Origin of the sequence: Streptomyces sp. 1331.2 (assembly GCF_900199205.1) — a bacterium.
Lineage (GTDB): Bacteria > Actinomycetota > Actinomycetes > Streptomycetales > Streptomycetaceae > Kitasatospora.
This window is the reverse complement of record NZ_OBMJ01000003.1, coordinates 123,912-146,443: the sequence shown is the minus strand read 5'-3', so window position 1 is coordinate 146,443 and position 22,532 is coordinate 123,912. Positions and strand designations below refer to the sequence as shown.

Sequence of the window (22,532 nt, the reverse complement as noted above, 5' to 3'; positions counted from 1 at the left end):
TCGGTGTCGGACGGGTTCCCGGTCGCTCCCGCTTCGTCCGGCAGGTCGACGCCGCCACGGTCGTGGATGGACGGATGGATGGACGGATGGACGGACACATGAGTATCCCAGGGCCCCGCCGTACGGCGGTCTGCGGGTCAGGCGGGGAGGCCGACCGCCCGCTCGCGGTTGCGGCGCTGCTGGATGACGACGGCGGCGACCAGCAGGGTGCCCTGGGCGACGTTCTGCCAGAAGGCGTTGATGCCCTGGACGGTGAGGCCGTTCTGCAGCGCGCCGAGGAGCGCGACGGCGAGCAGCGTGCCGCCGATGCTGCCCTTGCCGCCCTTGAGCGCGCAGCCGCCGAGGGCCGCGGCGGTGATGGACTGGAGCTCCAGGCCTTCGCTGCCGGAGACCGGCTGGCCGGAGCCGGTGCGGGCGGTGAGCAGGACGCCGGCGAGGGCGGCGACGGTGCCGGAGAGGGCGTAGGCGGCGATCAGGTACTTGTTGAGGTTGATGCCGGCCAGGCGGGCGGCGGTGTCGTTGCCGCCGATGGCGTAGATGTTGCGGCCGATGTCGGTGTAGGTGAGCAGGGCGTGCACGGCGGCGGCGGTGAGGATCAGCAGCCAGACCATGGTGGGCAGGCCGGCGATCTTGCCGCGGCTGAGGAAGACGAAGACCGGGTCGTTGAGGACGTAGCCCTGGGCGCGGCCGTCGGAGACGAGTTGGGCCACGCCCTTGTAGGCGGCCAGTCCGGCGAGGGTGGCGATGGTCGGGTTGACCCGGCCGTGGATGATGACGACGCCGTTGAACAGGCCGATGCCGGCGCCGATGGCGAGTGCGGCGCCGATGCCGAGGTAGGGGTCGGCGCCGGTGGAGGTGAAGACCATGGCGCTGGTGACGGAGGCGAGCCCGGCCTGGGAGCCGACCGAGATGTCGAGGCCGCCGCAGATGATCACGACGGTCTGGACGACGGCCAGCAGGCCGGAGATGGTGGCGGCCTCGGCGATGACCTGGACGTTGTCCCAGCCGACGAAGTTGGGGTTGAGCGTGCCGAAGAGGGCGACGACGGCGACGAGGGCGCAGATCAGGCTGAGGTTCTGCCCGCCGATCGCGGCGAGCAGGGCGCGCGGGCCACCGGGCCGGACGGGCAGGGCTCCGCCGTCCGGTAGCGGGGCGGTCGGGGGAGTGGCGGTGGTCATCGGGTCTCTCCGGTCCGGGCGGGGGCGGTCTTCGCGAGGTGGGTGGCGGCAGCGCCAGCGGGGCTGGGGGCGGCGAGGTCGTCGGCCATGGCGAGGGCGAGGACGGCCTCCTCCGTCGCCTCGTCGCGGGTGAGTTCGCCGGTGGTGCGGCCGTTCTGCATGACCACGATCCGGTCGGCGAGGCCGAGGACTTCGGGCAGTTCGGAGGAGACGACCAGGACGGCGGTGCCCTCGCGGGCGAGGTCGGCGATGATCTGGTAGATCTCGGCCTTGGCGCCGATGTCGACGCCGCGGGTGGGTTCGTCGAGGATCAGCAGCTCGGGCCGGCGGGCGAGCCAGCGGGCGAGGACGACCTTCTGCTGGTTGCCGCCGGAGAGGGTGCGGACCTCCGCCTCGATGGAGGGGGCGCGCACCCGTAGCCGGTCGGCGTACTCCTGGACGAGGGCCTTCTCCTGGCGGCGCCTGACGAACCGTCGGCGGCTGAGCCGGCGCAGGCTGACCAGCGAGGTGTTGTCGCGGATGGTGCGCTGCAGGAACAGTGCCTGGGCCTTGCGTTCCTCGGGGGCGAGGCCGATGCCGGCGGCGATGGCGGCGCGGGGGTCCGTCAGCCGGAGGACCCGGCCGTTGAGCGTGACGGTGCCGGAGCGGATCGGGGTGTCGCCGGCGAGGGCGAGGGCGAGTTCGGAGCGTCCGGCGCCGATCAGGCCGGCCAGGGCGACGACCTCGCCGGCTCGGACCTGCAGGCTGATGTCGCGCACGTCGTCGGTGGTGAGGCCCTGCACGTCCAGGACGACCCGGTCGGTGGCGACCTGCCGGCGGACGAAGAGCGTGGACAGGTCGCGGCCGACCATGAGCCGTACGAGCTCGCTCTCGTCGGTGGCGCCGGCCTGGACGACCCCGGCGACCCGGCCGTCGCGCAGCACGGCGATGCGGTCGGCGAGCCGGAAGATCTCCTTCATCCGGTGGGAGACGTAGACGACCGCGATGCCCTCGTCGCGCAGCCGCCCGATCAGGGCGAACAGGGCCTCGACCTCGTGCTCGGAAAGCGATGAGGTGGGCTCGTCGAAGGCGATCGCGCGGGCCGGGACGGTGCCGGTCAGGGCCCGCATGATCTCGACCAACTGGCGCTGGGCGGCAGTGAGTTCGGAGCCGAGCAGGTCGGGGTCGAGGACCTTGTCGAAGCCGAGGCGCGCCAGGTCGGCGGTGATCCGGCGGCGCAGTTCGGCGCGGTCCAGGCGGCGGCCGGCCCGGCGGGGCAGCGAGCCGGCGTAGACGTTCTCGGCGACCGGGACGTGCGGGATGATCTCCGGTTCCTGCGGGATGATCCGGATCCCGGCGCGGCGGGCGTCCTGCGGGGAGTGCAGGTCGAGGGGGCGGCCGTCGAGCAGGACGCGTCCGCCGGTGGGGCGGTGGTCGCCGGTGAGGATGCGCAGCAGGGTGGACTTGCCGGCACCGTTCTCGCCCATCAGGGCGGTGACCTGGCCGGGCGGGAAGGTGAGCGTGACGTCCGTGAGGGCCTGGACGGTGCCGAAGCGCTTGGACACGCCTTCGGCGCTCAGGCCTGCGGAGCCCTCCGAGGTTGGGAGGGGCGGGGGTTGGGACGGGATCAGGGGTTCAGGTTCAGGTGGGGTCATCGGGGCCTCGTTGGCAGTCAGGGTGCGGACGGTCTTCATGCAGCGTCAGCTGCGGGGCCGGTCGGCTGCAGCACAGGGCCGGCTGCAGCACAGGGCCGGCTGCAGGCCGCGGTCAGCTGCAGGACACGCCCGCGGACTGCCAGGTGGCGGCGTCGACCATCGTGGTGGGGGCGAAGGCCTCCTTCGGGAAGTCCTTGCCGTTCTTGAGCTTGTCGTACATGGTCTGCACCGACAGGGCGCCGACGTCCTTGCCGTTGATGAACAGGGCGGCCTTCATGCCGGAGGGCTTGCCGGACGCCCAGTCCTTGCACGCCAGGTAGGCGCCCAGACCGACGCCGTCGATGTCGTCGGGGCTGATCCCGGCGTTCTGCAGGGCGGTGACGGCGCCCTGCACGTTCTCGTCGTTGCAGCCCCAGGCCACCCAGTGCTTGACGCCGGGGTTGGCGGTGACGGTCGCGGCGACCTTGTCCTGCGCGCCGGTGGGGGTGTTGTCGGTCGCCACGTCGATGACCTGCACGCCCGGTACGGCCTGGTCGAAGGCCTCCTTGGCGGCCTTCACGCGGTCCCCGCAGACGGTGACGTCCTGCTTCCAGGCGGAGACGATCCGGGTGTCGGCGGCGTTCCAGCCGGCCTTCTTGAACTCCTCGGCGGCGCGCTTGCCGACCTCGCCGCCCATCTGCTGACCGGAGAAGCCGATCCGGGGCACCAGGTCGGTGGCCGCGCACTGCGCCGGGGCCGGTCCGCTCGCGCAGACCTGGTCGTCGGAGGTGAGCAGTGCGGCCTTCGCGTCCCGGGCCGTCCGGACCACCTGCGGGCCGACCGCCGGGTCCGGCACCACGATGATCAGGCCGTTGCTCTTCTGCGCGATCGCGGCCTGCACCTCGCCGACGGTCTTGTTCGCGTCGTTGCCGAGGTTGACCACCTTCAGGTCGGCGCCCAGTTCGGCTGCCTTGGCCTTGGCGCCTGCGGCCTCGTCCACGAAGTACTGCTGGTCACCCTGCTTCTGCAGGTAGGTGATCGAGACCTTGCCGGAGACCGGCGCGACCGGGGCGTCGGCGCTGTTGGAGGACGTCTGCCCGGTGGAGCAGGCGGTCAGGGCGACGGAGGTGACCAGGCCCAGGGCGGCGATCGAGGCGAGGCGGGCGCGGCGGGGGAGGCGGGTGCGGCGGTGGCGGGCGCAGGGGGCGAGGCGGGAGAGGTGCACGGTAGGACTCCTGAGGGTGGAGGATTGACCGGCCGGAAGCAACAGAATCGATCAGAAAGCACCGCGATCAAACGCGGTGGATCACAAGAAAGCCCCCGATCCGGAGGCGGGTCAACCTCGCGCGTCACGCCAAGTGGCTATTGAGACCGTCTCGTTATGCCACCGCAGGGAACGTGGGCGAATGCGTTGTCTTTCGTCCGAAGTTGTTGATTGTTGTTGAAGATTGGGGCTAGTCTCCTCCCCGGCGTGACGACATGCACCCGTCAGTTACCCCGCCCCGGCCGAGGAACACCCTCCCCCCACCCCACCCCACCTCCCCACCCGGAGACCCCATGGGCCGTCAACTCCTCCCATCCATCAGGCGCACCGCCCTGAGCGCCGCACTCGCCCTCACGGGCGCGCTGGGCGGTCTGGCCGCACCACCCGCGGCCCAGGCCGCCCCGCCCGCGGCCGCCGCCGTCCAGACCTCCGTCACCCTCGACGGCACCAAGCCGGGACTCACCTTCGACGGCGTCGGTGCGATCTCCGGCGGCGGCGGCAACTCCCGCCTGCTGGCGGACTACCCCGAGCCCCAGCGCAGCCAGTTGCTCGACTACCTGTTCAAGCCCGGCTACGGCGCCTCACTGCAGGTGCTGAAACTGGAGATCGGCGGCGACACCAACTCCACCGACGGCGCGGAGCCGAGCATCGAGCACACCCGCGGGACCGTCGACTGCGACCAGGGCTACGAGTGGTGGCTGGCCGAGCAGGCCAAGGCCCGCAACCCCGCCATCAGGTTCTACGGCCTGTCCTGGGGCGCCCCCGGCTGGATCGGCAACACCGGCAACGGCGGCCACTTCTGGTCCCAGGACACCGTCGACTACCTGATGGACTGGATGGGCTGCGCCGACCGCCACCACCTCGACATCTCCTACCTCGGCGGCTGGAACGAGCGCGGCTTCGACAAGGCCTGGTACGAGAACCTCAAGAGCACCCTCGTCGCCCGCGGACACGGCGCCACCAAGGTCGTCGCCGCCGACGACACCTGGAGCGTGGCAGACGCCATGGCCACCGACCCGGCGTTCCGCAACGCCGTCGACATCGTCGGCGTCCACTACCCCTGCGGGTACCTGGGCTCCTACACCAACTGCCCCAGCACCCCCACCGCCCAGGCGCTCGGCAAACCACTGTGGGCCAGCGAGAACGGCTCCGAGGACGCCGACGGCGGTGCCCCGGCCGTGGCCCGCGGCATCAACCGCGGCTACCTCGACGGGAAGATGACCTCGTTCCTCAACTGGCCGGTCATCGCCGCGCTCTACCCCGACCTCTTCTTCTCCACCGACGGCATGTCGATCGCCAACCAGCCCTGGTCCGGCCACTACGGCATCGGCCGGACGACCTGGGTCACCGCGCACACCACCCAGTTCGCCAAGCCCGGCTGGCGCTACATCGACGCGGCGAGCGGCTACCTCGGCGGCGCCCGCGCCAACGGCAGCTACGTCACGCTGCAGAGCACGACCTCGACCACGACCGGCCGCGACTACAGCACCGTCCTCGAAACCGTGGACGCCACCGCCGCCCAGACCGCGAACTTCACCGTCACCGGCGGCCTGTCCACCGGCAAGGTCCACGTCTGGTCCACCGACCTGCGCTCCGCGAACCCGGCCGACTGGTTCGTCCGGCAGCAGGACGTCACCCCGGCGAACGGCCGCTACGCCCTCACCCTCCAGCCCGGCCGGGTCTACACCGTGACCACCACCACCGGCCAGGGCAAGGGCACCGCCACCCCGCCGGCCGCCGCCCCGATGACGCTCCCCTACGCGGACAGCTTCGAGACCCCGGCCGCCACCACCTCGCCGAAGTACTTCACCGACATGAACGGGGCCTTCCGGACCGCCCCCTGCGGCGGCGGCCGCACCGGCACCTGCCTGCGCCAGATGGCCCCGACCACGCCGATCCGCTGGACCGACGAGCGCTACAACGCCCCGTACACCATGGCGGGCGACGGCAGTTGGTCCAACTACACCGTCACCGCCGACGTCCTCTTCGAGCAGTCGAGCACGGTCGAACTCCTCGGCCGGGTCAACCAGCAGGGCCGCAACAACAACGGCCTGAACGCGTACCACCTGCGGGTCGGCGACACCGGCGCCTGGTCCATCGACAAGAGCGACACCAGCTGGAACTTCACCACCCTGGCGAGCGGCACCACCGCCGCGCCGGGCACCGGCAGCTGGCACACCGTCCGGTTCACCCTGGAGGGCCAGACCCTCACCGCGAGCATCGACGGCACCACCGTGGGCAGCGCGACCGACGCGAGCTACACCAACGGGCGGGCCGGCCTCGGCGTCACCGGCTACCAGACCGACCAGTTCGACGACTTCGCCCTCACCCCCGGCACCCCCACCACCCACACCGGCCCGGTCGCCTCGGCCCTGCCCGGCACCTGCGCCCGCCCCGCCGCCGACACCAGCGGCGCCGCCGTCCAGCTCTGGGCCTGCGACGGCAGCCCCGGGCAGGTGTGGACCTGGTCCAACGGCACCCTCACCCACAACGGCAAGTGCCTCGACGTGACCGGCCAGGCCACGGTCAACGGTTCCCCGGTCGAACTGTGGGACTGCAACGGCGGCACCAACCAGCAGTGGACGCCCCAACCGGACGGCACCCTCAAGGGCGCCCAGTCCGGCCGCTGCCTCGACGACCCCGCCGCCGCCACCGCCGACGGCACCCCGCTGGAGATCTGGGACTGCAACGCCGGCGCCAACCAGCGCTGGACCCTCCCGTAACGGCCACCACGGCAGGCCCGGCCGGTCCCGCGCGCCCCGACGCGCGGGCCCGGCCGCCCAGGTGCGTACGGTTCGCTGCCGCGATCCCCGTTCAGCCGCCGCAGGCGCAGCCGGCCGTCGCAGCGGCGGCTTCGGAGGTCTGCGCGCCACTGGGGCAGCAGGTGTCGCCCCCGGCGGCGCTCCTGCCGAGCCGGTCGGCATCGGCCTTGACGACATAGACCTCCCAAGGCTCCTTGCCGGGGCCGTGCACCCAGACCTTGTCCTGGAGGGCATAGCAGCAGCTGGTGTCGTTCTCCTCGAAGGTGGCGAGGCCGGCGTCCTTGAGGCGGGTGGTTGCGGCGGCGACCTGCTCGGTGGACTCGACCTCGACGCCGAGGTGGTCCAGGCGGGTGTCCTCGCCCGGCTCGCCCTCGATGAGGACGAGCTTGAGCGGCGGCTCGGCGATGGTGAAGTTCGCGTAGCCGGGTCGGCGCTTGGCCGGCTCGGTGCCGAACAGCTTGGAGTAGAAGGCGATCGAGCCTTCGAGGTCGGCGACACACAGGGCGAGCTGCACGCGGGACATGGCGGTCTCCCCGATCCGGACCCTAGCTCCTTGATTCGACAGTTGTCGATATGGCCGACCTTGCCACCGGATTAGATGGCTGTCAACATAGACGTATGTCGAATCTGGAACTGCCGGTGCTCGACCAGGACGCCGCAGCCGCCTGCTGCTCGCCGATGGTCCGCGAGCCGCTCGGCGAAGAGGCCGCCGTCGACCTTGCGAGGATGTTCAAGGCCCTGTCGGACCCGGTGCGGCTGCGGCTGCTGTCGCTGATCGCCTCGCACGAGGGCGGCGAGGCCTGCGTCTGCGACCTGACCGGACCCTTCGACGTCTCCCAGCCCACCATCTCCCACCACCTGAAAGTGCTGCGCGAGGCCGGCCTGGTCGCCTCCGAGCGGCGCGGGACCTGGGTCTACTACTGGGTGCTGCCCGCAGCCCTGGCCCGTCTGTCCTCCCTGCTGCAGACCCCGGAGGGCGCGAGATGAGCCTGCCCGCCCCGCTGGGCCGCCGCGCGGCCGTCGAGTTCGTCGGGACCGGCGCGCTGGTCGCCACCGCGGTCGGCTCCGGCATCCAGGCCACCAAGCTCTCCCAGGACATCGGCGTCCAACTGCTGGCCAACTCACTCGCGACCGTGTTCGGCCTCGGCGCGCTGATCCTGCTGCTCGGCCCGGTCTCCGGCGCCCACTTCAACCCGGTCGTCACCCTGGCCGCCTGGTGGACCGGCCGCCGCGACGGGGACGGGCCTGCGCTGCGGGAGGTCGTGGCCTACGTCCCGGCCCAGGTCGCCGGTGCGATCGGCGGAGCCGTGCTGGCGGACGCGATGTTCGCCGAACCGCTCGCCCACTGGTCGGCGCATGACCGCTGGGCGCCGCACCTGTGGCTGGGCGAGGTCGTCGCGACCGCCGGCCTGATCCTGCTGGTGCTCGGCCTGGCCCGGGCCGGCCGCGCGCACTTCGCCCCGGCCGCGGTCGCCTCCTACATCGGCGCCGCCTACTGGTTCACTTCCTCGACCAGCTTCGCCAACCCGGCGGTGACCGTCGGGCGGGCCTTCACCGACACCTTCGCCGGCATCGCCCCCGCCTCCGTGCTGCCGTTCATCGCGGCCCAACTCGTTGGCCTGGTCGTCGGCCTGGCGCTGGTCGCCGTCCTGTTCGGCCGCCCGACCCCCGCCGCCGACGACGTCGTACCCCCGCAGGCCGCCCACCTGGCCGCCGCCGACCGCTGAACCCCGAAGGACCCTTCCGTGAGCACTCCCGCCGTCCCGTCCGTGCTGTTCGTCTGCGTGCACAACGCCGGCCGCTCCCAGATGGCCGCCGCCTTCCTCACCCGCCTCGGCGGTGACCGGGTCGAGGTCCGCTCCGCCGGGTCCGCCCCTGCCGAGACCGTGAACCCCGCCGTGGTCGAGGCCATGGCCGAGGTCGGCATCGACATCACCGCCGAGACCCCGAAGGTCCTCACCGTCGAAGCCGTCCGGGCCTCCGACGTGGTGATCACCATGGGCTGCGGCGACGCCTGCCCGTTCTTCCCCGGCAAGCAGTACCTGGACTGGAAGCTGGACGACCCGGCCGGCCAGGGCGTCGACGCCGTCCGCCCGATCCGCGACGAGATCGAGACCCGCATCCGCGGCCTGCTCGCCGACCTCGGCGTCCAGCCCGAGGCCCGGGCATGACCGCCGACGGGCCGGTCCGGATCGGCCGCATGCGGCCCGAACACGCCGAGCAGGTCCTGGCCGTCTACCAGCTCGGCATCGACAGCGGCGACGCGACCTTCGAGACCACCGCGCCCAGCTGGGAGGCGTTCGACGCCGCCCGGCTGCCCGACCACCGCCCGGTCGCCCTCGACCCGGCGGGCCGCGTGCTCGGCTGGGCCGCGGTCGCGCCGGTCTCGACCCGCCGCGCCTACGCCGGCGTCGTCGAACACTCCGTCTACGTCCACCCCGACGCCCGCGGCCGGGGCGTCGGCGCGGCCCTCCTGGACGCCCTGATCACCTCCACGGAGGCGGCCGGCATCTGGACCATCCAGTCCGGGATCTTTCCCGAGAACACCGCCAGCCTCGCCCTCCACGACCGCGCGGGCTTTCGCCGCATCGGCACCCGCGAACGCATCGCCCGCCGCCACGGCCGCTGGCGCGACGTCATCCTGGTCGAACGCCGCAGCCCGACCGTGCTCTGACCACGGGCCGACCTGCCCGACAAGGCCCTTGCCGTGCCGCGGCGGGACGACGGCAAGGGCGCGTACCGCCTACGAGTAGGAGGGGACGTACGCCTTGCAGTAGTCCTGGTAGTAGTCCCGCTGGGCCCAGCTCAGGATGACGCTGCCGGTGGCGGGGCCGACATCGCCGTCCACGTCGAGCCGGGTGACGCCGGACTGCGAGTTGTAGGCCGTCTGCAGCCACACGACCATGTTGTACGTGGCCGGTCCGAAGGAGCTGTCCAGGTTGAGCGCCGCCGGGGCGGGCGGCCCCGGGTGCCGCTGGCCGGCAATGTAGTTGAGCATCTGCTGCACGCACCACACCGGGGTTCCGGAGGTCACGTGGCCGTAGCCGATGTACGCCGCGCCGGGGTTCGCACTGGCGGTCCCGGCCCCGAGTACCAGCGCCATACCGGCCGCAGCCCCCACCAGAACCGACTTGGCCTTCTTGTTCGACATCGGACGCCCCGTTCATGAATCAGATGATCAACATGTGTGACGCACACGCTCGCACGCCGAGCCCCGGGCAAGCGGGGGAACCGGAGGATCACCGGTGTGAGCTGCGCCACCTGTCCGGCCGCGCAGCGCCGGACACGCGCTCGCCCACGCTCCCAGAGGCGTGCGTTCCTTGTCGGTCAGCTCTTCGGGACGAGGCCGGCGCGCAGGGTCTCGACCAGGGCGACGCTGTCCACGAGGCCGCCGCGGCTGGAGTTGACGAGGATCGCGTCGTCCTTCATCCGGGCCAGCGCGGCCGCGTCGATCAGGTGGTGGGTGGCCGGCACCAGCGGCACGTGCAGGCTCACCAGGTCGGCGCGGGTCAGGAGTTCGGGCAGGTCGGTGTAGGTGCCGAGGGCGAGGCAGGCGGGGTTGGGGGAGACGTTCCAGCCGAGGAGTTCGGTGCCGAAGCCGGCCGCGATGCGGGCGAAGCATTCGCCGATCTTGCCGCTGCCGATCACGCCGACCGTCATCCCGTGGACGTCCCGGCCGAGCAGGCCGTCGAGGCGGAAGTCGAACTCGCGGGTGCGGTTGGCGGCGAGGACGGCGAGGGTCTCGGCGTCGAGGACGGCGTTGACGCTGCTGCTGCTGCTGACGGCGGGGTAGCCGGCGGCCAGTGGGGCGGTGTCGCGGTCGAGGAACACGGCCAGGGTGCGTAGTGAGTGTCGGCCGGCGAACGCCTGTTCCAGGAGCGGCTGTTCGTCTGCTTGGACGCCGTAGGCGAGAATCTCGACCTCCGTCACGCTACCCAAGGCGTTGCCGAACTGTGGGGTATGGCTCGCGAGGGCGGGCCGGCCAGGGCGTCGGGACGGACGGCAGATGAGCGAACCACGGGGTCTGTGCCTCGGCTCCCGGTCGGGGGAGCCGAGGCACAGACCGTCCCGCCTGACGTGCGGCGTGGCGCACCCGGGTCAGCTGCGGGTGGCCAGGAGCTGGGTCGAGCCGTCCGGGAGGCCGGCGATGGCGGCGCGCTGGGCCGGGAAGACGCTCGCGCCGTACGGGCCCTGGACGGCGGCGAAGCCGGACCAGTTGCCGCTGGTGAAGCGGGCCTCGTGGTAGACGTTGCCGTCACCGCCGACCACCGCGACCTGGGTCGAGCCGTCCGGCAGGCCGGCGATGCCGACCGTCCGCGCGGCCATGGTGGGCGTGCCGACACCCGGGAGCGGGGCGAAGCCGGACCAGTTGCCGCTGGTGAAGCGGGCCTCGTGGTAGACGTTGCCGTCGTTGCCGATCGCCAGCACCTGCGAGGAGCCGTCCGGCAGGCCCGTGATGGCGACCCGCCCGGCGGCCATACGCGCGGTGTTCACCCCGGGGAGCGGGGCGAAGCCGGACCAGTTGCCGTCCGTGAAGCGGGCCTCGTGGTAGACGTTGCCGTCGTTGCCGATCGCCAGCACCTGGGAGGACCTGTCGGGCAGGCCGGCGATGGCGACGTCCCCGGCGGCCATGCGCGGGGTGCCGACCCCGGGGAGCGGCGCGAAGCCGGACCAGGTGCCGTCGGCGAACCGCGCCTGGTGGTAGACGTTGCCGTCGTTGCCGATCGCCACCACCTGGGAGGAGCCGTCCGGCAGGCCGGCGATGGCGGCCCGGCGGGCGGCCATGGTGGGCGTGCCGACGCCCGGCAGCGCGGCGAAGCCGGACCAGCTGCCGTTCGCGGCGCGGACACCGTGGTAGAGCAGACCGTCCAGACCGATGCCCAGCTCCTGCGAGGAGCCGTCCGGCAGCCCGGCGATCGCGGCCTCCGAGCCGCGGAACACACCCGACCCGCCCGTCAGCGGCGTGAAGCCGGGCCAGTTGCCCGCGCTCTGGCGCACGCCGAGGAAGAACCCGGAGGACTGGGACGGCGGGGCGCTGGTGAGCTGGATGTCGAGGTAGTCCTGGTCGATCCCGATCGCGTAGCCGCCCCAGCTCTCCGGGTCCTGCGGCGAGGCGTACTGGTGGGCGCGCTGGTGGTTGGACCAGTAACTGGCCGGTATGGCGGGGTCGTTGGTGTCCTCCCGGCCGTTCCAGTTGGCGCTGAAGACGGCGTCGGGCATGGTGTAGGCGCTGTTGCCGGCGTTGGCGGCCAGGTCCTTCATGCCGGAGGAGGAACTGCTGTACACACCGGAGTTGTAGCCCCAGGCGTGCAGCTCGTTGGTCCAGGCGGTGAGGAAGCCGAGCACCGAGCCCGAGTACTGCGGGACGTAGGCCTCCATGTCGTAGTAGAGGATCGAACCGGGGCCGAAGCCGAGCGCCTGCGCCTGGCTCACCGCGTCGTCGGCCGCGTTGGCGCCCTCGGTGGTGGGGGCGGCGATGCTCGGGGCCTGCACACCGACGTACAGCGGCATGAAGGCCCAGCCGCCCGCCTGCCGCTGCTGGACCCAGGAGGCCGTCAGGTTCGGTTGGGCGCAGGCCCGCTTGGCACCGCCGATGTAGATGCCGACGGCCCGGTACGGGGAGGAGCTCAGCCAGGCGTTCATCGCGGCGGCGGAGGGCGCGGTGCAGGCGTCGAAGCCCTTGCCGGTGTAGTTCGTCGCCGACGCGGGCACGGCAGCCGGCGCCATGGCCGGTGCGGACTCAGCGGGCGCGGATGCGGCGGGTGCGGACGCCGTGGCGGACTTCGGTGCCAGGGGCGTCGTCCGGGGCCCGCCGGGCGCGGGCGCCGGCGTCGGCTGGCGCGTCGGCTCGGGGGTGAGCCCGGCGCCGGTGATGATCCGCAGCACGAGCGGCTGGTCCGTGTCGTACGTCCCGGTCACCGCGACGACACCGTCGCTCGCCCGGATCGTGTGCGCGACGCCGTTGGAGCCCCCCGGATCCGGTACGGCCGACGCCGCGGGCTCGACCAGCAGCGCCTCCGTACGGCCCACCAACCGCGGCGGGCAGACCTGCTGTTCACCCGGGCGCCCGAGGTACACCGCGTGCCGGTCGAACCGGACACAGGCCTGCGGATCCACGCCCAGGTCCACCACCGGCCAGGCCGCGGGCACCCGGAAGGTACGGCCCTGGTACGCCACCGCCTTGGTCTCCGAACTCGCGGAAGGCGTGGCGGTCGTGGCGGGCGCTGACGGCGTGGTGGTCGTGGAAGGCGTGGCGGGCGCGGAAGGCGCGGAAGGCGCGGAAGGCGTGGCGGTCGTGGCGGTCGTGGCGGGCGCTGACGGCGTGGTGGTCGTGGCGGGCGTGGCGGTCGCAGAAGGCGTGGAAGGCACGGCGGTCGCTGAAGGGACGGGCGCGGCCGCGGCGGAGCCGACGGCGGGCACCGCCAGGAACACGGCCGCCGTGACGGCCACCGCGCTCCGGAGTGCTGTCATACGGGACTTCACCCAGTTCTCTCCTGACATGGCGAAAGGCCGCGCGCCGAGTAGCCGGCCGTGCGGCGTCGGCGGCCACGATATCCACGCCCGCGACCCCGACCGACAACGGCCCGCCATCCCACTCCGGCGATCCGTCAACTACCACGACGGTTCCGGACATCCCCGACGCCCCGAGCCCGCCCCGAGCCCGTCCCGAGCCCGCCCCGAGCCCGTCCCGAGCCCGCCCCGAGCCCGCCCCGAGCCCGCCCCGAGCCATCCCGAGCCCGGACGCCGGGCCGGCCCGGAAAAGCAGGTGCCCGGGCGGATGCGGGTCGGGTAGTGTGCGGAGCATGTCGAGTCCGGAATCGGACAGGGTGGGGGCTTTCGGTCACGCCGTCAGCCCCCTGAGCCGCTGAGTCCACAGTCCTGTTGCCGTCCCGCCGCGTTCCGCGGCCGGGCGGGTTCGCCCTCGGGCGCTGACTGCCGGGCGCCGACCGCCGGGTGCTGACCGCGGTGACGAGATGACCGCCTCGTGCTTCTCCTCACCTCGGAACCCCGGAACCCGGAGCCACTCGATGCCTCTCCCGCTGTACCTGCTCGCCCTGGCGGTCTTCGCCATGGGCACCTCGGAGTTCATGCTGGCCGGCCTGCTGCCGGACCTCGCCCCGGACCTCGGCGTCACCGTCGCGACCGCAGGTCTGCTCACCCCGGCCTTCGCGATCGGCATGGTCGTCGGTGCCCCGCTGGTGGCGGCGCTCGCCCGGCACTGGCCCGCCCGGTCGAGCCTGCTCGGATTCGTCCTCGTGTTCGCCACCGCCCATGCCGTGGGCGCCGCCACCCCGAACTTCCCGGTGCTGTGCGCGACCCGGGTGGTCGCGGCGCTCGCGAACGCCGGCTTCCTCGCCGTCGCCCTGACGGCCGCCGGCACGCTGGTCCCCGCCGACCGGAAGGGACGGGCGCTCGCCGTGCTGCTCTCGGGCACCACGATGGCCACCATCGTCGGCGTGCCTGCAGGAGCGGTGCTGGGCACGGCGCTCGGCTGGCGGGCCGCGTTCTGGGCCGTCGCCGCCCTCTGCCTGCCCGCGGCCGTCGGCGTCCTCACCGGACTCCCGGCGGCCCCGGCGGGCGCACGGCGGAACGTGCCTGACGGGCGGCCGCCCCTGCGGGCGGAGTTGGCGCACCTCAGGCGCCCGCGGCTGCTCCTGGTGATGCTGCTCGGCGCGCTGGTGAACGCGGCCACCTTCGCCAGCTTCACCTTCCTCGCCCCCGTCGTCACCGGCACCGCCGGGCTGGGCGAGGCGTGGGTCCCCGTCGTCCTGGTGCTCTTCGGCGCCGGGTCCTTCGTCGGCGTCACCGCCGCCGGACGGCTGTCCGACCGGCGCCCCGGCCTGGTCCTCGCCGCCGGCGGCCCGCTGCTGTTCCTCGGCTGGCCGGCCCTGGCCGTGCTCGCCGACCAGCCGCTCGCGCTGCTCCTCCTGGTGTTCGTCCAGGGCGCGCTGTCCTTCGCGCTGGGCGGCACGCTGATCTCGCGGGTCCTGTACGAGGCGGCCCCGGCCGTCACCATGGCCGGCTCCTACGCGACGGCGGCCCTCAACCTCGGCGCCGTCGCCGGCCCCCTCATCGCCGCGACCACCCTCGGAACCGGAACCGGAACCGGAACCGGCACCGGCACCGGGTCCGGCGACCTCGGGCCGCTGTGGGTCGGCGCGCTGCTCGTCGCGGTCGCGCTCCTGGTCGCACTCCCCGCGCGCGGTGTGCTGACGGCCGTCCCCGGTGAGCGCTCAGCCCGTACGGGCCGCGGGGTCGCGCCGGCGGTACCGCCGCTCGGTCGCGGTGCAGATGGCGAGTAGCAGCGCCGCGGCAGCCGCCCCCGTCGTGACGGCGAACGGCGCGCCCGGGCCCGCGTGATCGGCGGCCCAGCCGGCCAGGAAGGTGCTCGCCGACTGGGCCAGGATCAGCGCGCTGACCAGTGCGGCCATCGCCTCGCCGAGCCGGGCGGCGGGCACGGTGCGCTCGACCAGACCGAACATCGTGATGAACTGCGGTGCGACGGCGACGCCGAGGCAGCCGATGGCCGCGGTCAGTGCCGGGAGACTGCCGCCCGCGGGCAGCAGCAGGCAGGACGCGGCGAAGAGCAGCGCCGCGCTCGCCCTCAGCCGGGGCGCCAGACCCAGGCGGGCCGGCAGTGAGGCGGTGACCAGGCCCGCGAGGGAACTGGTGCACCCCAGGAAGCCGTACACCAGCCCGGCGGCCCCCGGCCGGCCCAGCGCCTCGGTGGTCGCCGTGATGCCGACCTGGACGGATCCGAAGCAGGCGCCCAGCAGCGCCATCCCGGCCAGGACCAGGACGTACGGCGTGCTCAACAGCCGTTCCGCGGACCGGGCATGGGGCAGGGAGGACGCGGGGACGCCCGGTGCGGCGGTGGGGTGCAGGGCGAACAGGCTGGCGCAGACCCCGGACAGCACGGCCGCGGTGAGCAGCCCGACGGCGGGGGCGGCAGCGGAGGCGAGCAGGCCGACCAGGGCCGGTCCGGCGGTGAAGCCGACCTCGTCGACGATCCCGTCCAGGGTCAGCAGGGCCGAGGTCAACTCCGGTTCCCCGCAGGCCAGTCGGGCCCAGCGGCTGCGCGAGAGCGGGCCGACCAGCGGGACCGACAGGCCGGTCAGCGCGGCCGGCGCGATCTGCCAGCCGAGCGCGAGCCCGCGCTCGGAGGCGACGACCAGCGCGACCAGGGCCACCGCGTTGGCGAGGGCGGCGGCCAGCCCCGTCGTCCGCTGTCCGCGCCGGTCGGCGAGCCGGCCGACGATCGGACCGCCGACCGCCTGCCCGGCCGCCAGCGCCCCCGCGACCAGCGAACCCGACCACACGGTGCCGGTGTTCCGGCTGACCAGCAGCAGCGTGCCGATCGGGCTCATCGCGTTCGGCAGCCGGCCCAGCAGCGACCAGAGCAGCACCCGGCCGCCCGTCAGCTGCCTCGCCAGGCGGAAGTTCACGGCCACGGACACGACGACGCCCCTCAGCGGAGCCGGCCCGGGCGCCCGCCTCCCGCAGCCGACCCGACCAGGAGACAGCCACCTGCGGGTGCTCCCCGACGGTAGGGGCGGGGGCGGGCCACCGGTAATCGTCCGATCCTCCGGTGTGCCTGCCTCGGGTGACCGGCCCACTCGGAGGAGTGGCCAACCACGGCTGCCCGTGGGCGTGCTGGGCCCGCCGAGTGCCGACGTCACCACCGTCGGTCGGCCTGGTCCCGGACATGGGGCCGCCCCGGTCGCCGACTCGGGTTGAGTGGGCGACCGGGGCGGTCCGGAGCGTGTCGGCGCGCGTCGAAGCGCGTCGGGGTTCGCGTCGCGCGATCAGACGGTGACGGTGGCTCGCTCGGTCTGCTCGGCCTCAGGGCCGGCCGTCTGCTCGGCCTCCGCGCCGGCGGGGGTGTTCTCCCGGGGCGTCGGGAGCACGGCCATGATCACGCCGGAGATCACGATGGTCGCCGCCCAGGCGAGCCCGTACCTGCCGACGGGAGTGTCGGAGAGCGGGCCGGCGAACCAGTCGCACTTGGTGAAGGCGATCCCGGCCAGCAGCGCGAGCACCCAGGACACCATCGCCTGCCAGCAGAAACCGCCCACGTACCAGTACCGGCTGTTCCGGCTGGTGTCCATCAGCGCGGCGGCGTCGTAGCGCACCGCACGCGAGCGGCGCCGGAACATGTCCACCGCGTAGACGCCGATCCAGGCCGAGAAGGAGACCGCGAGCAGGATCAGGAAGGTGATGAAGGAGCCCAGGAAGCTCTTCGCGACCAGCATCAGCAGCAGGCCGCCGACCAGCGAGATCACCGCGTTGATGCTGACGGCCAGGGCGCGCGGCAGCTTGACGCCCATGGTCTGCGCGGTGAAGCCGGCCGAGTACATGGAGAGGCTGTTGATCAGCAGCATGCCGACGATCGCGGTCAGCAGGTAGGGCACGGCCAGCCAGGTCGGCAGCAGGTCACCGAGGAAGGAGACCGGGTCCGCGGCGTCCGCGAGGCCGGGGGAGGCCACCGCCATCACGGCGCCCATGAGCACCATCGGCACCATCACCAGGCCGGCGCCGGAGACCGTCACGCCGACGATCTTCCGGCCGGAGGCGGCGTGCGGCAGGTAGCGGGCGAAGTCCGGGCCGGTGGGGACCCAGCTGATGCCGCCGGCGGCGATGGTCCCGACGCCGGCGATCATCATCGCGGTGGTGCCCGCCGGCTTGGAGAAGACCTCGCTCCAGTTCATGGTCGCGATCAGGTAGCCCAGCACCAGGATGCTGAAGATCCCGAAGAGGTACGTCGACCAGGTGTTGCAGACGTTCAGCGCCTTGCGGCCCATGCCGGAGACCAGGAAGGTGCAGGCGACGAAGGCGAAGAGCGTGATCACGATCAGCGCGGTGTTGCTCTTGATGCCGAAGAGCAGGTCGAGCACGGTCAGCACCGCGTAGGCGCCGGTGACGGCGTTGATCGTCTCCCAGCCGAACCGGGCGATCCACAGGATCGCGCCGGGGAAGAGGTTCCCGCGCACCCCGAAGGTGGCCCGGGAGAGCGTCGCGCCCGGGGCCCCGCCCCACTTGCCGGAGACCGACAGCACGCCGACCAGCCCGAACGAGACGATCGCGGCGCACGCGGCGACGACCAGGACCTGCCAGAAGTTCAAGTGGTTGAACACCACCAGGGCGGCGCCCATGGTGAGCAGCAGGACGCTGATGTTCGCCGCGACCCAGGTCGGGAAGAGCTCGCGGACTCTGCCCCCGCGCTCGTGGTCGGGGACGGGTTCGATACCGCGGGTCTCTATCGCGCCGGCGTCGGTGTCGGCGGTGGACGGGTTGTCCATGAGGGTGGCTCCGTGCGTGTGAAGCGGGAGATGAATCGGGCAAATGGAACATTTATGGAACTCTTCGCGCGTAGCGCGGGAGTTGAGTCATCCTACTTTGTCTCTTTCGCCTCTCTGATCACTCCGGGGTCGGAGGGCGCTGGACGGGCGGGGGCAGACGTGGGACGGACGCCGCACGGCCGCCACGACTGGCGGGATCTTGGCGACCTACGGCGCTCACGCCACTCGTCGGGCGGGCCCGGGGATCAGAGGATGGAGCCGTCGCCGACCGGGGGAACCCGGCGCGGCCGCCCACCGGAACCCCGTCCCGACCAGCAGGAACACGAGGTACCCCATGTCCGCCCCCGCCACCGCCCCCGCCGCCGCGACCACCGGCGCCGTTCTCGGCGTGCCCGCCGCCGCTCCGGCCGAGGCCGCGGCGCACTTCGCCGCCCGTCTCGCCTTCGAGGCGGACGTCTCCGACGTCCACGCCGACCTCGCCTCCGGCGCACCCGGCATCGTGGTGGTCGACACCCGCAGCGAGGCTGCCTGGGACCAGGGCCACATCCCCGGCGCCTTCCACCTCCCCACCGCACGGATCGCCGACCTGGCACCGCAGCTGATCGACCCGGCCCTGACCGTGGTCACCTACTGCTGGGGCCCCGGCTGCAACGGTGCGACCCGCGCCGCCCTGGCCTTCGCCCGCCTCGGCTACCGGGTCAAGGAAATGCTCGGCGGCTTCGAGTACTGGGCGCGCGAGGGCTTCGCCTACGACTCCGCCACCGGCACCGAGCAGCGCCCCGTCGACGACCTGACCGCCCCGCGCTCGGGCATCTCCTGCGCATGCTGAAGGACCCCGCACAGCCGGACCGCGCGCAGCCGGACCCCGTACGGCCGGACGTCGTGATCCGTCCGGCCACCGCCGCCGACCTGCCCGCGATCGCCCGCCTGTGCGCCGCCCACGCCGCCTTCGAGCGCGCCGACCCGGTGCCCGCCGATCTCGCCGCCCGCCTGGAGCCCGTACTGTTCTCGGCCCGGCCGCGAGCCTGGTGCCTCGTCCTCGACCACGGAGACGAACTGATCGGCTACGCCACCTACTCCCGGGAGTTCTCCACCTGGCAGGCCGCCGACTACGTCCACCTGGACTGCCTCTTCGTCACCGAACCGCACCGCGGAGCAGGCTGGGGGCACGCCCTGCTCGGCGCCGTCCAGGACGCGGCGGCAGCCCTCGGCGCCGACCACCTCCAGTGGCAGACACCCGACTGGAACACCGACGCCATCCGCTTCTACCACCGCACCGGAGCCCGATCCCGCCCCAAGGTCAGGTTCTCGCTCCCCACCCGCAGCATTCAAGGACGGCGCAACTCCAGCTGGACCAGGCCGTTGCTCGTCCCCGCGACAACGGTGCCCGGCGGGCCGGAGGCCAGGGCCCGGACGGGGGAGTCGAGGTCGATGTCGTAGAGCGGGGCCCACGGGAAGTCCAGGGCGTCGAGGGGCCAGATCCGTACGATCGTGTCGGCGGTCACGACGACGGGGGTGCCGTCCGGCAGGGTCATGCGGACGTCCTCCGCGAGCTCTTCGACGGCACGACCGGCCGCTTCCCCGCCTGGCACACTGAAGCCTCCGCGCCGAAACCGAACAGAGGACCGGACGCCGCCCCATGCTGAACCCACTCGACGCTCCGGACGCGGTGTCAGCCGCGGCAGAACTGCTGGAGGACTTGCTCGACGACGTCAACCATGTGTCGTCCATCTCCCTGTCTCCTGTGGTTCCGGTGGCTGGGACGGCACCCGGTCGTGACCGGATGAAAGGTCTTGCTCAAGCCGTGTACGACGCGGGGCGCAGCGGACACCAGCTAAGGACCTTGGTCGACCCGTTGGAGTCACCGCAAGCCTGGCGGGACATTCTCCGCCGAGAGGTGACCGACGGATTCATGCAGCCCGCCATCAGGTACGCGCGCCCCAACCCGCGTACGCCCGTTGAGCTCCGGAAGCCGGGCGAACTCGCCGCCGGCATCGCCGACCTCATCGAAGCGCATCTGGGGCCGGTCCGAAGCTGCGGCGACGTCACCGGCCCGGACACGGGCGACCTGTGGTGCCGCCGCCTGCTGTTGGTCACCGACGACTGGGCCGCCATCCTGCATTTCGGGTTCTCCGACTGAGCGATCACGTCCGTCCCCGTCAACCGGGACGTGCCGGCGCGGGCCGCGGACGGTGCAACTTGTCCGTGGCCCCACATCGACCTCTACCAACTGCACTGAGACGGCGGCCCTGCAACGCCCGTACACGCCCCGCCTGCCGACCGGATTCTGACCGGGGTTCCGCACCCCACACCGACGCTCAGGCGCCGGCCAGCCAGTCCTCCTCGATGCCGTCGAGAACGAACCCGTTCTCGAAGCGCACCCGGTACCTGATCCGGGCGCCGACTCCGCCGTCGTGACCCCCCTGCGCGACGACCTGCTGACGGAGGTTCTGGACCAGGCCGGCCGCGAAGCCCTGCAACTGCCCGGGGCGGACCTCCCTGTCGAAGGCCGCGACCCAGTTCGTGGCCGCGCCGCCGGCTTCCTGCGCCGAGCCCGAGACGATGCCCGCCAGGCCCGCGGCCAGCGACAGCGGACCGGGGAGGCCGGACCTGGCCGCCGTGTCATCCGCGGTGACCTGCACATCCCTGGTCAGCTTCACCTTCGCGCCGATCTCGTACGGCATGGGTGTACCCCCCTCGTTCGATCGTGGGCCGTGATCACGGCCAGCGTAGTCGGGATACCCACGACGGGAACGGGTGTCCGGAAAGATCGGCAGCACCACGGAGTGCCCAGCAGGCACCCGCGTTGAGCCCCACACCCGCGTCGCACGCGGTCAGGCCCTGCGGATCCGGCAGGCCTTCGCACAGCGGCCGCAGAGCGTGAACACGCGACGGATCAGGTTACGCACGGTCGTCCTCCTCTGCGCGGCGCCGCCCGGCGTGCCGGTGCTCGGCGTCGAGCCGCAGCGCGAGCAGCCCGTGGGCCATCGCACCCCCGGCGCAGACCGCGGCCGCGACGAAGCCGATCTCGGCGATCTCCTCGCGGGTCGCCCCCGCGTCCGCCGCGCCGCGGGTGTGGGTGTCGATGCAGTACGAGCACTTCGTCGTCAACGCGACGGCCAGCGCGACCAGTTCACGCAGCTTGAGCGGGATCGTCCCGCCGTCGCGGAAGACCGTCTCGTGGAAGCGGACGAACGCGTCGAACTCGTCCGTGGCCAGGGCGCGCACCATCGGCACGGCACGCAGGTCGGAAGGTTGCTGGTAGGTGGTCATGGTTCGATCCAAGCCGCGCGGAGCAGGGCACGTCCAAGACCGTTTGAGGATGAGTGGGCATGTCCCGGCTATCGCCCCCGCCCGCCCTCGTTCGCCATCGCCCCCGCTGGCTATCGTGACCGCCATGGACCTGCGCAGACTGGGCTACTTCATCGCGGTGGCAGAGGAAGCCAACGTCGGACGCGCCGCGAGGCGTCTTCGGATGTCGCAGCCGCCGCTGAGCCAACGCATCCGGGAACTCGAAGCCGACCTGGGCTGCGCCCTGTTCGTCCGGACGTCGCGGGGCATGGAGCTGACCGAGCCGGGCCGGGTCCTCCTGGTGGAGGCCCGCGCCCTGCTGGCGAGCGCCGAACAGGCCCGCGAGCGGGTGCGAAGGGCCGCGGGCGAGCGGGTGCTGAGGGTCGGAGTGCTCGGGCCGGGCGAGTCCGCACTGTCCTTCCCGGCGGCCCGCGCCTTCGCGCTCAGGTGCCCGGACACAGCCGTCCGGCTGCACCAGGGCGACCTGCGCGACCCGCTGGTCGGACTGACCACCGGTCAGGTCGACGTGGCGATCACGTACGGGCCGTTCGGCGAGACGGGGTTGGCGACGCGGACGGTGCACGAGGACCGCTGCCACGCCGCCCTGCCCACCGACGACCCCCTGGCCCGCCGGCCCAGCCTGACCCTCCAGGACCTGGCCGACCGTACCTGCGTCCGCCTGCCGGAGAGCGCCGATCCGACCTGGCGGGCGTTCTGGCAGGCGACCTCCGCCGGCACCGACGGGCCGGCCGCCCGGTCGCTGGACGAGTGTCTGCACGCCGTCCTGTGGCAGCGCGCCGTCGCGCTCGTCCCCGGCCAGGCCCTCGCCCGCCACCGCGTGGAGGGCATCGTCTACCGCCCGGTCGACGGCCTCCCGCCGAGTCGCCTGGTCCTCGCCTGGCGCCGTGCCGACCGCTCGCCCCTCATCCCCGCCTACGCGGCCGCCTTCTGCACCGCGACCCGGTAGGACCGGGTCGGTACTGGTTCGCACGGCGCCGGTGACCACCCGACAGAGACGGTACGAAAGTGTCGGGTGCCCGGGGCCGGTGCCGCCGCACCCACGGGGGCATGGACGACACGAGCTCGGCCGGTCCCGACCCGGCGACCACGTTGACCTCGTTCGG

Annotated in this window: 21 protein-coding genes and 1 pseudogene; 11 read left to right on the top strand and 11 right to left on the bottom strand. The window is 72.9% G+C overall.

The window, feature by feature from the left end; translation table 11 throughout:
- Positions 1–137: 137 nt before the first annotated feature.
- The 3 genes from CRP52_RS35810 to CRP52_RS35800 all read right to left on the bottom strand — a co-directional run bounded on the left by CRP52_RS35810 (position 138) and on the right by CRP52_RS35800 (position 4,016).
- Entirely contained in the window at positions 138–1,178 is a 1,041-nt protein-coding gene (locus CRP52_RS35810) for an ABC transporter permease (protein WP_097241021.1), read from the bottom strand.
- Positions 1,175–2,722, bottom strand: coding sequence for a sugar ABC transporter ATP-binding protein (locus CRP52_RS35805; RefSeq protein ID WP_257033225.1), 1,548 nt, complete (start codon positions 2,720–2,722; stop codon positions 1,175–1,177). Before CRP52_RS35805 ends, CRP52_RS35810 begins: the two co-directional genes overlap by 4 nt.
- Positions 2,723–2,924: 202 nt before the next feature.
- A complete protein-coding gene (locus CRP52_RS35800; protein WP_218893220.1) occupies positions 2,925–4,016 on the bottom strand; it encodes a substrate-binding domain-containing protein in 1,092 nt (363 codons plus the stop codon).
- Positions 4,017–4,348: 332 nt separating this feature from the next.
- Here CRP52_RS35800 and CRP52_RS35795 point away from each other — a divergent pair, with 332 nt between their 5' ends.
- Positions 4,349–6,778: a ricin-type beta-trefoil lectin domain protein gene (locus CRP52_RS35795; protein WP_097241020.1), complete on the top strand. Its 2,430-nt coding sequence runs from the start codon at positions 4,349–4,351 to the stop codon at positions 6,776–6,778.
- A gap of 91 nt (positions 6,779–6,869) precedes the next feature.
- On the opposite strand, the gene CRP52_RS35790 is transcribed toward CRP52_RS35795, so the two are convergent.
- Positions 6,870–7,340, bottom strand: coding sequence for an ArsI/CadI family heavy metal resistance metalloenzyme (locus tag CRP52_RS35790; protein ID WP_097241019.1), 471 nt, complete (start codon positions 7,338–7,340; stop codon positions 6,870–6,872).
- Positions 7,341–7,435: 95 nt separating this feature from the next.
- Here CRP52_RS35790 and CRP52_RS35785 point away from each other — a divergent pair, with 95 nt between their 5' ends.
- From CRP52_RS35785 to CRP52_RS35770, 4 genes are read left to right on the top strand one after another with little or no spacing between them, the layout of a single operon-like run.
- The gene (locus CRP52_RS35785; protein WP_097241018.1) at positions 7,436–7,804 is read left to right on the top strand and encodes an ArsR/SmtB family transcription factor; all 369 of its coding nucleotides are present in this window, start codon (positions 7,436–7,438) and stop codon (positions 7,802–7,804) included.
- Positions 7,801–8,544, top strand: coding sequence for an aquaporin (locus tag CRP52_RS35780; protein ID WP_097241017.1), 744 nt, complete (start codon positions 7,801–7,803; stop codon positions 8,542–8,544). The genes CRP52_RS35785 and CRP52_RS35780 overlap by 4 nt, the downstream gene beginning before the upstream one ends.
- Positions 8,545–8,562: 18 nt before the next feature.
- Positions 8,563–8,988 (top strand): arsenate reductase ArsC, encoded by a 426-nt coding sequence (locus CRP52_RS35775; protein WP_097241016.1) that lies wholly within the window; start codon positions 8,563–8,565, stop codon positions 8,986–8,988.
- Entirely contained in the window at positions 8,985–9,491 is a 507-nt protein-coding gene (locus CRP52_RS35770; protein WP_097241015.1) for a GNAT family N-acetyltransferase, read from the top strand. Before CRP52_RS35775 ends, CRP52_RS35770 begins: the two co-directional genes overlap by 4 nt.
- A gap of 69 nt (positions 9,492–9,560) precedes the next feature.
- On the opposite strand, the gene CRP52_RS35765 is transcribed toward CRP52_RS35770, so the two are convergent.
- The 3 genes and pseudogenes from CRP52_RS35765 to CRP52_RS35755 all read right to left on the bottom strand — a co-directional run bounded on the left by CRP52_RS35765 (position 9,561) and on the right by CRP52_RS35755 (position 12,994).
- A complete protein-coding gene (locus CRP52_RS35765; protein ID WP_097241014.1) occupies positions 9,561–9,968 on the bottom strand; it encodes a peptidoglycan-binding domain-containing protein in 408 nt (135 codons plus the stop codon).
- Positions 9,969–10,162: 194 nt separating this feature from the next.
- A pseudogene (locus CRP52_RS35760) lies at positions 10,163–10,747 on the bottom strand (NAD(P)-dependent oxidoreductase); the annotation flags it as partial.
- 168 nt (positions 10,748–10,915) lie between these two features.
- On the bottom strand, positions 10,916–12,994 hold the full coding sequence (locus tag CRP52_RS35755) for a glycoside hydrolase domain-containing protein (RefSeq protein WP_179853153.1): 2,079 nt from the start codon (positions 12,992–12,994) through the stop codon (positions 10,916–10,918).
- A 4-nt stretch (positions 12,995–12,998) separates the two neighbouring features.
- Here CRP52_RS35755 and CRP52_RS38795 point away from each other — a divergent pair, with 4 nt between their 5' ends.
- Together CRP52_RS38795 and CRP52_RS35745 are read left to right on the top strand one after the other, a co-directional pair.
- Positions 12,999–13,610 carry a hypothetical protein gene (locus CRP52_RS38795; RefSeq protein WP_179853152.1) on the top strand — a complete coding sequence of 204 codons (612 nt, stop codon included), beginning with the start codon at positions 12,999–13,001 and terminating at the stop codon, positions 13,608–13,610.
- Positions 13,611–13,845: 235 nt separating this feature from the next.
- Positions 13,846–15,120, top strand: a complete 1,275-nt coding sequence (locus CRP52_RS35745) for a Cmx/CmrA family chloramphenicol efflux MFS transporter (protein ID WP_097241012.1) — start codon at positions 13,846–13,848, stop codon at positions 15,118–15,120.
- On the opposite strand, the gene CRP52_RS35740 is transcribed toward CRP52_RS35745, so the two are convergent.
- Positions 15,052–16,275, bottom strand: a complete 1,224-nt coding sequence (locus CRP52_RS35740) for an MFS transporter (protein ID WP_097241011.1) — start codon at positions 16,273–16,275, stop codon at positions 15,052–15,054. The two genes, CRP52_RS35745 and CRP52_RS35740, sit on opposite strands and share 69 nt — an antisense overlap.
- Positions 16,276–16,623: 348 nt before the next feature.
- A complete protein-coding gene (locus CRP52_RS35735; protein ID WP_097241010.1) occupies positions 16,624–18,117 on the bottom strand; it encodes a purine-cytosine permease family protein in 1,494 nt (497 codons plus the stop codon).
- A 334-nt stretch (positions 18,118–18,451) separates the two neighbouring features.
- On the opposite strand from CRP52_RS35735, the gene CRP52_RS35730 reads away from it, so the two are divergent.
- The 3 genes from CRP52_RS35730 (at position 18,452) to CRP52_RS35720 (ending at position 20,257) form a co-directional block, all read left to right on the top strand.
- Positions 18,452–18,946, top strand: coding sequence for a rhodanese-like domain-containing protein (locus tag CRP52_RS35730; protein WP_097241009.1), 495 nt, complete (start codon positions 18,452–18,454; stop codon positions 18,944–18,946).
- Entirely contained in the window at positions 18,940–19,557 is a 618-nt protein-coding gene (locus CRP52_RS35725; protein ID WP_097241008.1) for a GNAT family N-acetyltransferase, read from the top strand. The genes CRP52_RS35730 and CRP52_RS35725 overlap by 7 nt, the downstream gene beginning before the upstream one ends.
- Before the next feature lie 199 nt (positions 19,558–19,756).
- Positions 19,757–20,257: a hypothetical protein gene (locus CRP52_RS35720; protein WP_097241007.1), complete on the top strand. Its 501-nt coding sequence runs from the start codon at positions 19,757–19,759 to the stop codon at positions 20,255–20,257.
- 178 nt (positions 20,258–20,435) lie between these two features.
- Here the strand turns inward: CRP52_RS35720 and CRP52_RS35715 are convergent, their stop codons facing one another.
- Together CRP52_RS35715 and CRP52_RS35710 are read right to left on the bottom strand one after the other, a co-directional pair.
- Positions 20,436–20,801 (bottom strand): hypothetical protein, encoded by a 366-nt coding sequence (locus CRP52_RS35715; protein ID WP_097241006.1) that lies wholly within the window; start codon positions 20,799–20,801, stop codon positions 20,436–20,438.
- 217 nt (positions 20,802–21,018) lie between these two features.
- Positions 21,019–21,390, bottom strand: coding sequence for a carboxymuconolactone decarboxylase family protein (locus tag CRP52_RS35710; RefSeq protein WP_097241005.1), 372 nt, complete (start codon positions 21,388–21,390; stop codon positions 21,019–21,021).
- A 124-nt stretch (positions 21,391–21,514) separates the two neighbouring features.
- On the opposite strand from CRP52_RS35710, the gene CRP52_RS35705 reads away from it, so the two are divergent.
- The gene (locus tag CRP52_RS35705) at positions 21,515–22,375 is read left to right on the top strand and encodes a LysR family transcriptional regulator (protein WP_097241004.1); all 861 of its coding nucleotides are present in this window, start codon (positions 21,515–21,517) and stop codon (positions 22,373–22,375) included.
- Positions 22,376–22,532: the final 157 nt, after the last annotated feature.

What these genes read in the sequence shown, in the direction of transcription:
- CRP52_RS35770 (WP_097241015.1), top strand. Translation starts at nt 8,985, where the DNA reads ATGACCGCCGACGGGCCGGTCCGGATCGGCCGCATGCGGCCCGAACAC.
- CRP52_RS35725 (WP_097241008.1), top strand. Translation starts at nt 18,940, where the DNA reads ATGCTGAAGGACCCCGCACAGCCGGACCGCGCGCAGCCGGACCCCGTA.
- CRP52_RS35785 (WP_097241018.1), top strand. Translation starts at nt 7,436, where the DNA reads ATGTCGAATCTGGAACTGCCGGTGCTCGACCAGGACGCCGCAGCCGCC.
- CRP52_RS35720 (WP_097241007.1), top strand. Translation starts at nt 19,757, where the DNA reads ATGCTGAACCCACTCGACGCTCCGGACGCGGTGTCAGCCGCGGCAGAA.
- CRP52_RS35765 (WP_097241014.1), bottom strand. Translation starts at nt 9,968, where the DNA reads ATGTCGAACAAGAAGGCCAAGTCGGTTCTGGTGGGGGCTGCGGCCGGT.
- CRP52_RS35810 (WP_097241021.1), bottom strand. Translation starts at nt 1,178, where the DNA reads ATGACCACCGCCACTCCCCCGACCGCCCCGCTACCGGACGGCGGAGCC.
- CRP52_RS35780 (WP_097241017.1), top strand. Translation starts at nt 7,801, where the DNA reads ATGAGCCTGCCCGCCCCGCTGGGCCGCCGCGCGGCCGTCGAGTTCGTC.
- CRP52_RS35710 (WP_097241005.1), bottom strand. Translation starts at nt 21,390, where the DNA reads ATGACCACCTACCAGCAACCTTCCGACCTGCGTGCCGTGCCGATGGTG.
- CRP52_RS35730 (WP_097241009.1), top strand. Translation starts at nt 18,452, where the DNA reads ATGTCCGCCCCCGCCACCGCCCCCGCCGCCGCGACCACCGGCGCCGTT.
- CRP52_RS35745 (WP_097241012.1), top strand. Translation starts at nt 13,846, where the DNA reads ATGCCTCTCCCGCTGTACCTGCTCGCCCTGGCGGTCTTCGCCATGGGC.
- CRP52_RS35715 (WP_097241006.1), bottom strand. Translation starts at nt 20,801, where the DNA reads ATGCCGTACGAGATCGGCGCGAAGGTGAAGCTGACCAGGGATGTGCAG.
- CRP52_RS35795 (WP_097241020.1), top strand. Translation starts at nt 4,349, where the DNA reads ATGGGCCGTCAACTCCTCCCATCCATCAGGCGCACCGCCCTGAGCGCC.
- CRP52_RS35790 (WP_097241019.1), bottom strand. Translation starts at nt 7,340, where the DNA reads ATGTCCCGCGTGCAGCTCGCCCTGTGTGTCGCCGACCTCGAAGGCTCG.
- CRP52_RS35735 (WP_097241010.1), bottom strand. Translation starts at nt 18,117, where the DNA reads ATGGACAACCCGTCCACCGCCGACACCGACGCCGGCGCGATAGAGACC.
- CRP52_RS35705 (WP_097241004.1), top strand. Translation starts at nt 21,515, where the DNA reads ATGGACCTGCGCAGACTGGGCTACTTCATCGCGGTGGCAGAGGAAGCC.